Genomic DNA, 11,428 nt, shown 5'->3' with positions numbered 1-11,428 from the left:
CGGCGAATATCGCTTCGTGACTTTTGGCGACGACGATGACGAAGCCGACCATGAAGTGACGGGCGAAATTCTCGACTATGTCGAGGACAAGAGGCTGGTCATGTCGTGGGTGCATCGCGACGAAGAGAACGATGAAGAGCTGCTTTTCGTGCTCGACATCACCTTCCGCGCCATCGACGACGACAACACGGAAATCACCCTGATCGAACGCGGCCTGCCGCATGCCGATCCGCAGACGCGCATCTTCTCCATGGAAGCCTGGAGTTCGGCGCTGGAGCAGCTGGCCGAGGTGATGGAAGAGGTTTTGGACTGATCCGATCGCCGTTTCCGGGCGTAGTATAGAAGAGCACCGGAGCAGCACCGTGGACCAGCCGACCAGCCTTGTGTGGCTGCGCAATGACCTTCGCCTCAGCGACAACCCTGCCCTTGTGGGCGCCCGCCGGAACGGTGGCAGGGTTGTTGCTCTCTATATTCACGAAAACGCCGAGGGCCTGCGCGTGCCCGGTGCCGCGGCCCGCTGGTGGCTGCACCACAGTCTCGAAGCGCTTGGCCCGGCGCTGGCAAAGGCCGGAATTGCCTTGCTGGTTCGCAGTGGCGCGGCTCAGTCGGTGCTTGAGAAGGCCATAGCCGATGAGGGCGCGGGCTCGGTTCACTGGAACCGGCGCTATGCGCCCGGCGAGCGCGAGATTGATCAGGCGCTCAAGAGCCACCTGCGCGATCGGGGCCTGACGGTTACTTCTTATCCGGGAAACCTGCTTGCCGAGCCGTGGACGATCGCGACCGGACAGGGGAAGTCGTATTCGGTGTTTTCGCCCTATTGGAAGACGCTGAGGGATTGCCGGATCGATGCGCCTTTGGCGGCGCCTGATGCCGCTGGTGGCAAGCTCGCCGCCAGGGGTTGGGACGGTGACTACAAGGCACCGCACTGGGCGGCCAAGTTTGGCGGACAGTGGCAAATCGGCGAGGCCGCGGCGCAGCAGGCGCTGCACGATTTTCTCGATGATCGGCTTGAGGACTATCCCGAGGGACGGGATTTTCCGGGGCGCGATGTGACCTCCCGACTGTCGCCGCATCTGCGGTTTGGCGAGATTAGCGCGCGGCAAGTCTGGTACGCGGCGCTGGCCCGCATCGAGGCGGAGCCGGAGGTAAAGCCTGCCGTCGACAAGTTTCTCTCCGAGCTTGCCTGGCGCGACTTCAGCTATCACCAGCTCTATCACCGCCGGGATATCGCCACCGTTCCGATGCAGGAGAAATATGGCGGTATGCGCTGGCATGCAGACGGCGCGGCGGAGACGGCGTGGCAAAAGGGACAAACCGGTATTCCGATCATCGATGCCGGCATGCGCGAACTTTGGCAGACCGGCTACATGCACAATCGGGTGCGCATGCTGGTCGCATCGTTCCTCACCAAGAACCTGCTGGTCGACTGGCGGCATGGCGAGCGCTGGTTCTGGGATTGTCTCGTCGATGCCGATGTCGCCAATAATCCTGCGAGCTGGCAGTGGGTGGCGGGTTGCGGGCTCGATGCCGCGCCCTATTTCCGGATTTTCAATCCGGTGACGCAGGGCGAGCGCTTTGACGAGGCGGGCCTTTATGTTCGCCAGTGGGTGCCGGAACTGGCCCAGATGCCGGACAAGTGGCTGCACGACCCGGCCAGTGCGCCCGAGGACGTGTTGCGCAAGGCCGGCGTCACCCTGGGCACGACCTATCCTAAGCCGATGATCGACCTCAAGGCATCGCGACAAAGGGCGCTTGAGCGCCAGGGCGAACTTTAGAAAAAGAAACTGCCTTTTGGAGCATCTCTGGCGGTGGGTTTCGTCGCGCGGCAAAAGACCGGAAAGTCCTGCTACCGTCGATGTTTGACACTTGTTCGTGGCGGGCCTGACCCATACGTTAGCGATTAAGCAACCGCACTCCCCGGACGATCATGGCCAAGCACGACGACCTCATTTCCGCCATCGGCAATACGCCGCTTATCCGCCTCAATCGGGTTTCGGCACTGACGGGATGCGAAATCTGGGGCAAGGCCGAGTTTCTCAATCCCGGCCAATCGGTGAAAGACCGCGCGGCGCTGTTCATCATCCATGATCTGGTCAAGTCGGGTGCGCTGAAGCCCGGTGGCACGATCGTAGAGGGTACGGCGGGCAATACCGGCATTGGGCTGACGCTCGTCGCCAATTCGCTTGGCTTCAAATCGGTGATCGTCATTCCCGATACGCAGAGCCAGGAAAAGAAGGATGCGCTGCGCCTTTATGGTGCGCAGCTCATCGAAGTTCCGGCCAAACCGTACAAGAACCCCAACAATTACATCAAGATTTCCGGGCGGCTGGCTGAAAAGCTCAATCGAGAACTGCCGGAAGGCGCCGTTTGGGCCAACCAGTTCGACAACGTCTCGAACAAGCGTGCGCATATCGAGACCACCGGCCCCGAAATCTGGCATCAGACCAATGGCCGGATCGACGGATTTATCACCGCGGTCGGTTCCGGCGGTACGCTGGCGGGTGTTGCCGAGGCGCTGCGCTCGCGCAATCCCGATATCAAGATCGGCCTTGCCGACCCTGAAGGCGCATCGCTCTACGAATATTACGCCAATGGCACGCTGAAGTCGGAGGGCAATTCGATCACCGAGGGCATCGGCCAGGGGCGGATCACCGCCAATCTCGAAGGGCTCAAGGTCGACCTGCCCTATCGCATTTCCGATGCCGAGGCCCTGCCCTATATCTTTGACTTGCTCGAACACGAAGGCCTTTGCCTCGGCGGTTCGAGCGCGATCAACATTGCAGGCGCGGTGCGCATGGCGCGCGATCTCGGGCCAGGCAAGACCATCGTCACGGTGCTCTGCGACTACGGCAACCGCTATGCCAGCAAGATCTTCAATCCGGAATTCCTGCGCACCAAGAACCTGCCAGTGCCAAGCTGGCTGGTGGATCAACGCCCGATCGATATTTCTGACATCATCGAGGCAGAGCCGGCCTGAGGCCGGCTCGCCGAGGTTTCAAGCGAAGCCGAGATTGGTCGGCCGCTCGTTGCGATAGGCGCGGCGACGGGCCGGCTCATTGGTCGCCGCAACCTTTTCGACGGCGAAATCACGCGCCCAAAGCGTGCCTCGACCACGCATGAGGAAGCCAAAGTGGATGCTGGCAGCCTCGTCCGGGACATCCAGCGCTACCGAAAACGGCTTCCAATCGTGCGTTCCGCTGATCGGCACGCCGGGCTGATCCAGCAGATTGTCGAAGCGCAGGGCGCCCGAGCGCTGGCCGTCGACGCGCAGCCAAATGGTGCCGGCTCCATCCAGATGCTCGCAAGCAAGTTCGCAGGTGAGGCGAACGGCGCCGCCCTTATAGTCTTCAGCCGAAACACTCTGCGACATCGTACCAAAATGGCTGGCCGGCGCGTGGCTTGCCATCGGGGTGCTCTGGATCATGGCGCAGCCCGGTCGGGCGGGATCGAGCCCAATTGAAAAATAGCCGTCGTGATTGGCGCTGCCATCCGTCCAGCCTTCGGGCATCACCAGGGGCTTCATCGCACGCTCGGCCGCCTCGATCCTGGCGCTGAGCATGTTCCAGTTCGCAAGGCCGAACTGGCGGGAAACAAGCTCGAGACCGTCGCTGTGCGTGATGTCGATGCTGCGCTCGGCCAGTGCCTGCCGGAGCAGCTTGGCCATGAGTTTTGCGTCCATGAACGTGTGCATGGTCTGATCCTCTCTGGCGGGCTCGTCAAAGTCAGTGCTCGCATTGCTGACGGTTCGCCCGCAGAAATGGGTCAAACCAATTGTCGTCTCGTGCATTCACCTTCCCGATTGGGGGCGAGCGGCTGGCTGCACGGGCCACTTGCAATGCTACCCCACAAGCCACACCTGTCAACGCGGTATTGTCGTACCGGCCGAGACTGATAGATTGCCTGCAACATGATGGAAGGATCGCCGTGTTCGGCCTAGACGACATCCTGAAGGCCATAGTCGCCGACTTGCATCTGGTCGCGGCCATCATGGCCGCCATCTATCTCCTCGCCTTTGTTTGTGCGGTGCGGGAAATCTTCAATTCGCGGACCTCGCAGGGCTCCATCGCCTGGCTCATCTCGCTGGCGCTGCTGCCCTTCCCCACTGCGTTTCTCTACCTGATCTTCGGGTGGAAGTTTTTCGACGACTACGCCACCGACCGAATCAAGAACGGTCGGGCCGACCGGCCGCTGCGCGCCAAGGACCTCGCGCTGATCGACCGCGAGACCGATGCCAAATGGCCGGTGCAGGTGCAGGTTTCGGAGCTGCCGTTTCTCAAGGGCAATGATGTCGAACTGCTGATCGATGGCGCGGCGACGTTCGAATCCATTTTCGCCGGGATCGACGCGGCCGAGGAATATCTCCTCGTGCAGTTCTATATCGTGCGCGATGACCGCCTGGGGCAGCAGCTGGCCGAGCGCCTGATCGCCAAGGCGAGGGCCGGGGTCGAGGTTCGGCTGCTCTATGACGATATCGGCAGCACCGGCATGCCCAAGCGCTTCCGCACGCAGATGCGCGAGGCTGGCGTCAAGGTGGCCGGGTTCAACCAGCGTCACAAGTTCCTGCGCGTCTATGGGCCGACGCGGATCAACTATCGCAACCACCGCAAAATTGTCGTTGCCGACGGCAAGCAGGCCTGGGTCGGCGGGCACAATGTGGGCGTGGAATATCTCGGCGAGAATTCGAAGTTCGGACGCTGGCGCGATACGCATGTGCGTGTTTCGGGCCCGGCGGCGCTTGGTTGCGCCCTGCTCTTCCGCGAAGACTGGGAATGGGCAACCGGCGAACGGCTGCCGGCGACGCCGCCCAAGGATATCGACACGCCGGGCGATCAGTCCGTGCTGGTGATGGGCAGCGGCCCAGCGGACAAGCTTGAAGAATGCGCCATTGCCTTTGTCGATCTGATCGGACGGGCGCGGAAGCGGCTCTGGATCGTCAGCCCCTATTTCGTGCCGGATACCGATATCCGGACGGCGCTGTTTGCGGCGCGGCTGCGCGGCGTCGATGTGCGGATCATGCTGCCGGATAATCCGGACCACGCCCTGGTCTGGCTCGCCAGCATCGCCCACGCCGATGCCATGGTGGAGCATGGCATTGCCGTCTATCGCTATACCGACGGGTTCCTGCACCAGAAGGTGGTGCTGATGGACGAGGACATCGCCACCGTCGGCAGCGTCAATTTCGACAATCGCTCCTTTGCCATCAATTTCGAAATCACCCTGTGGTTCACGGACAACCAGACCATCGAGGCCGTCGAAGACATGCTCGACAACGATTTCAAATCGTGCCGCCAGGTGAGCCTTGCCGAAGTTTCGACGCGACCCGTGACGCTTTACTTCCTGACGCAGGCGGCGCGCCTGCTTTCCCCCGTTCTCTAGAGTTTGCCATGACGAGCTTTCTGTTCCGCGACGACGCCTATCTCCGCTCGACCCCTGCCATGGTGACGGAGGTTTTGCCTGATGGCGGCATCGTGCTGAACCAGACGGTGTTCTATGCGACCTCCGGCGGGCAGCCGGGAGATAGCGGCCGGCTGGTGACCGAGGATGGCAGCGTCATCACCATCGCGACGGCCATCCATCCCGAGGGGGACAAGATGCGGATCGTGCATGTGCCGGCGGAAGGGCAGCCGACGCTTGCTGTTGGGGCACGGGTTTCGGCCGAGGTCGACTGGGAGCGGCGCTATCGGCTTATGCGCATGCATACCGCGCTGCACCTGCTCTCTGTGGTCCTGCCCTTCCCCGTCACGGGCGGGTCAATCGGCGAGGACAAGGGGCGACTCGATTTCGACATGCCGGATGTGCCCGAGGACATCGCGGCGCTCGACGCAGCGCTTAATGTCATGGTTTCGGCGGACCATGCGGTAACGACAGAGTGGATCACCGACGAGGAAATGCTGGCCAAGGCCGACCTGATCAAGACCATGAAAGTGAAGCCGCCTATGGGTCAGGGGCGCGTGCGTCTCGTACGGATCGGCGATGTCGACCTGCAGCCCTGCGGCGGCACGCACGTGGCGCGCACCGGCGAAATCGGGCCTCTGGCGATCGGCAAGATCGAAAAGAAGGGCAAGCAGAACCGGCGCGTCAGCCTGCACTTCGCCTAGCGGATGGGCGGCGCATAAAGCAGGCCGCCATTGCTCCAGAGGGCATTCTGACCGCGCAGCATGGCTGCACCCGTCTGAGGGCCGAAATGGCGGTCGTAGAGTTCGCCATAGTTGCCGACGGCGCGGATGGCATCGGTCATAAAACTGGCGCGGAGGCCGAGCGGTGTGCCGAAGTCGCCTTCGACGCCGAGGAGACGCCGGACATCGGCCGAGCGGGCGGCGGCGAGGGAATCGATATTGAGGCTCGTGACGCCGACTTCCTCGGCGGTGATCAGGGCAAAGATGGTCCAGCGGACGATCTCGAACCACTGGTCATCGCCACCGGGGACGACCGGGCCCAGCGTTTCCTTGGAAATACGCTCGGGCAGGATGCGGTGCTGGGAGGGATCGGCCAGTTCGCGCCGGATGGCCTGCAACTGACGGCCCGAGGCGGAAATGACGTCGCACATATGGGCGCGATAGGCGACAATCAGGTCGGCGATGTCCTCATAGACCACGTCGGTATAGCTGGTCTGATTGGAAAAAAAGAAGTCGTCGAGCGCTTCCACCGCGCCTGAACCATCGACGACGCAGATGCTGACATTGTTGAGTTCGTAGGCGGAAACGACGCTAAGCGACTGGGGAACGAGAAAGCCCTGGCCGTCAAAGAAACTCGGAGTGACGTAGCGGGCGCCATAGCGAAGATCGCGGCCGGCGGTCCAGGCGCCGTTGCGCATCAGCACATCGACGGCCCCGGTTTGAAGGGGCGCAAAGCGCGCTTCGCCGCGGAAGGCGCGGAATTCGATGAGGTCGGGATTGCCGAAAACGGCGGCGGCAAGCGCACGGCAGAGATCGACGTCGAAGCCGGACCAGCGGCCATTGGCATCCTGCTGGGCAAAGCCAGCCAGCGGATTGCTGGAGCCGCAAACGAGGAAGCCGCGCTCACGCACGGCATCAAGCGTCTGCGCCTGCACAGAACTGACGAGGGCCGTGCAGGCTAGCGCCAGCACGAGCAGCAATGGCTTTACGCGGGATATGAACATGCCGGCCTTCTTCCAACCGAGCGGCATTGTGGCAGGCAAAAGCCACGGGTCAAGCCGGTCTCAGCTTGGACCCGTGGATATCAAATGAAGTTCTCAGTGCAAAATCTGGCTCAGGAAAAGTTTTGTGCGTTCATGCTGCGGGTTCGAGAAAAATGCTTCCGGCTCGTTCTCTTCGATGATCTGCCCCTGGTCCATGAAGATCACCCGGTTGGCGACCTGACGGGCAAAGCCCATCTCGTGGGTCACGCAGATCATGGTCATGCCATCCTCGGCGAGGCTGATCATGACTTCGAGCACTTCCTTGACCATTTCCGGATCGAGCGCCGAGGTGGGCTCGTCGAAAAGCATGATCTTGGGCTGCATGCAGAGTGAACGCGCAATAGCGACGCGCTGCTGCTGACCGCCGGAAAGCTGACCGGGATATTTGTTGGCCTGCTCCGGGATTTTCACGCGCTCGAGATAGTGCATGGCGGTCGCCTCGGCCTCAGCCTTGGGAATGCCGCGCACCCAGATCGGGGCGAGGGTCAGGTTCTGCAGGATCGTCAAGTGGGGGAAGAGGTTGAAGTGCTGGAACACCATGCCTACCTCGCGGCGCACTTCATCGATGCGCTTGAGGTCGGCCGTGAGTTCAGTGCCATTGACGATGATCTGGCCTTCCTGATGCTCTTCGAGCCTGTTGATGCAGCGGATAAGCGTCGACTTGCCTGAGCCCGAAGGCCCGGCAATGACGATACGCTCGCCCGTCATGACGCGCAGGTTGATGTCGCGCAGCACATGAAAATCGCCATACCACTTGTGCATGTTGACGACGTCGATGGCGACTTCGGTCTCGGAGACCTGCATGTGGCTGGTGTCGATTTCCCGTTCGACGGTGGTTTCGGATACCTGGGACATGGAGCTACCTCTTGTAGCCAGTGTTAAGGCGTCGCTCCATGTACATGGAGTAGCGAGACATGCTGAAGCAGAAGCTCCAGAAGACCATGGCGGCGAAGATGTAGCCGGTGGTCGGGGTATTGGCAGACTGCCATTCGAGGGCAGTGTCGTTCTTGGTCTTCACCGCTTCGAGCAGGTCCTTCATACCCACGATGTAAACCAGCGAGGTATCCTTGAAGAGCGCAATCGCGTTGTTAACAATACCAGGGATTACGTGCTTCAGCGCCTGGGGCAAGATGATGAAGTACATCTGTTTCCAATAGCTGAGACCAAGCGACGCCGCCGCTTCGTATTGCCCGCGCGGGATAGCTTGAAGACCACCGCGTACGATCTCCGCCACGTAGGCGGCACTAAACAGCGTGACGCCCACGAGCGCCCTGAGCAGCTTATCCACTGTCGTGCCCTGCGGCATGAACAGTGGCAGCATGATCGAGGCCATGAAGAGAATGGTGATCAATGGCACGGCACGGATCAACTCGATGAATGCGATACAGAGGACCTTGATCACGGGCATCTTCGATTGCCGCCCCAACGCCAGGATGATGCCCAGCGGAAAGGAGACGATGATGCCCACCGCCGAGATGATCAGGGTGACCAGCAAGCCACCCCACTTTTCTGTCGGCATCGGCTTGAGGCCGAAGGCGCCCCCCGCGAGCAGGTAGTAACTGATCACCGGGAAGGCGATAAGCAGCAGGAGCGCGTTTGCCCGCTTGAACGGCACGCGAGGGATCAGCAAGGGCACTAGCAGAAGCGCACCCAGCGCAAAGACGATGTTGGGACGCCAGACTTCTGGAATGTCGTAGAAGCCGTAGATAAAAAACTCCATCTCCGACCAGACATAGGCCCAACAGGCACCTGACGTCTCGAGGCGACACTCTTCTACCGTACCGTTGATCCCAACGGCATGGATGAAGAGAAAGTTTACGAGCGGCGGCAGCACCCAGAGCAGGAAGAGTGCCCCCAACAGGGTTAGTACCGCGTCGGTCGACGTGGCGAAGAGATTTTTGTGCAGCCAGGCTCCAACACCTGTCGTGCTGCGCGGGGCCGCACGGGCTTCGGAAAAATCGGAGCGGACGTAGGCAATATTGGTCATTTGCGCTCTCCTACCGCTCTACCAGCCGGACACGGCCGTTGTACCAGTTCATGATCGCCGAGGTGATCAGCGAAAACGTAAGATAGACCACCATGATTATCGCCATGCATTCAATCGCGCGGCCGCTCTGACTGATAGACGTTCCTCCAAACACGTTGAACAGCTCTGGATAACCAATGGCCGCACCGAGCGACGAGTTCTTGGTGAGATTGAGATACTGGCTTGTCAGAGGCGGCACGATGACCCGCATGGCCTGCGGTACAATCACCAAGCGCAGACGATCCCCGTCTTTGAGGCCAAGAGACTGAGCCGCCTCGGTCTGTCCGCGATTGACGGCCAGAATACCGGCCCTGACCGTCTCGGCGATGAACGAAGCCGTGTAGATCGTCAGGCCAAAGGCCAGCGCGATGAATTCGGGTGGGAGCTGCAATCCGCCCTTGAAATTGAAGCGCTCCAGCACCGGCACCTCAAACGCCAGGCTGGCGTCGGTAGCCCAATAAACCAATGCCGGCACGCCCACGATGATCAGCACCAGCAAAGCCAGCGGGAAGCGTGCATCGCTCGGCGGTCGATTGGCGGTATTGGCATAAACCACCTGGGCGACGACGAGGGCGGTCAGGGCGCTGACGAGAGAGACCACCAGCGATGGCACCCAACCGAACATGAAGCCGAGCAGAGCATTGAACAGGACGAAACTCACGAAAAACGTGACAGCACCCTTGGCGATCGCGGCATAACGGGTAAGCGAACCCAATGCGACAGCAGCGGCTATGACGGCAGAGACGACGACGAAGCTCGCGATGGGGAATACCAAGCCCAGCAGCAGCGCCAGGGCAAGGAAAGCGACGAGGAAGGTCACCACAGCATCGGCAACCTTGCTGGGCCAAACGATCTGCGACGGATATCGTCCAGTACGCGTACGAACGCGGGCGGCCCATCCACCGATGGCCACTGCGACGATCAAGGCCCCCACTAAGGCGACCATAACCCAGGCAAACTCCTGATCCGGGGTCGGACGCGGAACCATAATACCGCGCTGATTTATGAAGGCGTCAAACGGCAAGGCGATCGACTGACGCACTGACGGCATGGTTTTGAGAACAGCGAAATACCAGAAGAACAATTGCAGAAGCAGCGGGATGTTCCGAATGGTTTCGATGTAGACCGCTGCCAGCCTGGCAATGATGAAGTTGCTGGATAGACGGGCGATGCCGATGGTGAAGCCCAGCATGGTCGCAAAGACGACGCCGATGAAGGCAACCAGAAGGGTGTTGGTGATGCCCACGACCAGTGCTTCCCAATAATAGGAGGCGCGGGACCATGGCATGAGCGCGAAACTGATGTCGAAACCGGCTGTCTTCCAGAGAAAATCGAAGCCGTTCGTCTTCTTTTGGGCGGCCAGGTTGGCCGCAGTATTGCCGATTACCCAGTAGACGAAGGCGAGGAGCAGCGCGGCTACCACGACCTGGTAGATGATGCCGCGGATCACCGGATCGTTGAAAAAGCTCATGCGGGGGGCGGTGTCGCGCCCCAATTCGCGAATTGTCATAGGTTACAGTCCTTGGCCGCAATAACCCCTGTACGCCAGCAAAGACGCCACAGGTGACGGAACAAAAAGACCGGCGCCCTTTTGGGGCGCCGGCTCAATTCGTTCGACTTAGCGGATCGGCGGGGCGTACTGGATGCCGCCGTCTTTCCAAAGGGCATTCAGGCCGCGTTCCAGCCCGATGGGCGTGGCGGGCCCGACATTGCGATCATAGCTTTCGGCGTAGTTCCCGACATGCTTGATGATCTGGTAGGCCCAGTCCTTGGTGACGCCGAGCGGGGTACCGAAATCACCTTCGACGCCGAGGAGGCGCTTGACGGCCGGATTGTCGGAACCAAGCATCTCGTCGACATTAGCCGACGTCACGCCGAGTTCCTCTGCTTCGAGCAGGGCAAAATAGGTCCAGCGAGCAAGGTTGAACCACTGGGTATCGCCGGCACGAACCACGGGGCCAAGCGGCTCCTTGGAGATGATTTCGGGCAGGATGATATGGTCATCCGGATTGGCGAACTTGGAACGTTCCGCAGCCAGGGCCGAAGAGTCGGTCGTGTAGACGTCGCAACGGCCGTCTTCATAGGCCTTCACCACCTCGTCCTGGTCGACGAAGACCACGGTCTTGAACTCCATGCTGTTGGCAGCAAAGTAGTCGGCCGCGTTGAGCTCGGTGGTGGTGCCGGATTCGATACAGATGGCCGCGCCGCTCAGATCGAGAGCAGAGTCGATACCGTCTTCCTTG

Annotated in this window: 10 protein-coding genes and 1 pseudogene; 5 read left to right on the top strand and 6 right to left on the bottom strand. The window is 60.9% G+C overall.

Annotated elements, in window-relative coordinates; genetic code table 11:
- From J0I64_RS19580 to J0I64_RS19570, 3 genes are all read left to right on the top strand, one after another.
- Nucleotides 1-313: SRPBCC domain-containing protein (locus tag J0I64_RS19580; protein WP_291411408.1), on the top strand; the 313-nt coding region annotated here is incomplete at its 5' end.
- A 49-nt stretch (nucleotides 314-362) separates the two neighbouring features.
- Nucleotides 363-1,775, top strand: a complete 1,413-nt coding sequence (locus J0I64_RS19575) for a deoxyribodipyrimidine photo-lyase (protein WP_291411406.1) — start codon at nucleotides 363-365, stop codon at nucleotides 1,773-1,775.
- Between the two features lie 152 nt (nucleotides 1,776-1,927).
- Entirely contained in the window at nucleotides 1,928-2,977 is a 1,050-nt protein-coding gene (locus J0I64_RS19570) for a cysteine synthase A (protein WP_291411404.1), read from the top strand.
- A 555-nt stretch (nucleotides 2,978-3,532) separates the two neighbouring features.
- Here J0I64_RS19570 and J0I64_RS19565 read toward each other — a convergent pair.
- Nucleotides 3,533-3,691: pseudogene (locus J0I64_RS19565) on the bottom strand (glyoxalase superfamily protein); the annotation flags it as partial.
- A 233-nt stretch (nucleotides 3,692-3,924) separates the two neighbouring features.
- Here J0I64_RS19565 and cls point away from each other — a divergent pair.
- Nucleotides 3,925-5,376, top strand: coding sequence for a cardiolipin synthase (gene cls / locus J0I64_RS19560; protein ID WP_291411402.1), 1,452 nt, complete (start codon nucleotides 3,925-3,927; stop codon nucleotides 5,374-5,376).
- 8 nt (nucleotides 5,377-5,384) lie between these two features.
- Complete coding sequence (locus J0I64_RS19555) at nucleotides 5,385-6,098, top strand: alanyl-tRNA editing protein (protein ID WP_291411400.1); 714 nt, start codon at nucleotides 5,385-5,387, stop codon at nucleotides 6,096-6,098.
- Here J0I64_RS19555 and J0I64_RS19550 read toward each other — a convergent pair.
- The 5 genes from J0I64_RS19550 to J0I64_RS19530 all read right to left on the bottom strand — a co-directional run.
- Nucleotides 6,095-7,120 (bottom strand): amino acid ABC transporter substrate-binding protein, encoded by a 1,026-nt coding sequence (locus J0I64_RS19550; RefSeq protein WP_291411398.1) that lies wholly within the window; start codon nucleotides 7,118-7,120, stop codon nucleotides 6,095-6,097. The two genes, J0I64_RS19555 and J0I64_RS19550, sit on opposite strands and share 4 nt — an antisense overlap.
- 93 nt (nucleotides 7,121-7,213) lie before the next feature.
- On the bottom strand, nucleotides 7,214-8,014 hold the full coding sequence (locus J0I64_RS19545; protein ID WP_291411396.1) for an amino acid ABC transporter ATP-binding protein: 801 nt from the start codon (nucleotides 8,012-8,014) through the stop codon (nucleotides 7,214-7,216).
- A gap of 4 nt (nucleotides 8,015-8,018) precedes the next feature.
- Nucleotides 8,019-9,146, bottom strand: coding sequence for an amino acid ABC transporter permease (locus J0I64_RS19540; RefSeq protein ID WP_291411395.1), 1,128 nt, complete (start codon nucleotides 9,144-9,146; stop codon nucleotides 8,019-8,021).
- Nucleotides 9,147-9,156: 10 nt separating this feature from the next.
- Nucleotides 9,157-10,695: an ABC transporter permease subunit gene (locus J0I64_RS19535; protein ID WP_291411392.1), complete on the bottom strand. Its 1,539-nt coding sequence runs from the start codon at nucleotides 10,693-10,695 to the stop codon at nucleotides 9,157-9,159.
- Nucleotides 10,696-10,803: 108 nt separating this feature from the next.
- The coding region (locus J0I64_RS19530; protein WP_291411391.1) for a transporter substrate-binding domain-containing protein at nucleotides 10,804-11,428 on the bottom strand (625 nt) is incomplete at its 5' end.

The organism is Devosia sp. (assembly GCF_017307565.1).
GTDB lineage: Bacteria > Pseudomonadota > Alphaproteobacteria > Rhizobiales > Devosiaceae > Devosia.
The sequence above is the reverse complement of the archived record's forward strand: the minus strand, read 5'-3'. Positions and strand labels throughout refer to the sequence as shown.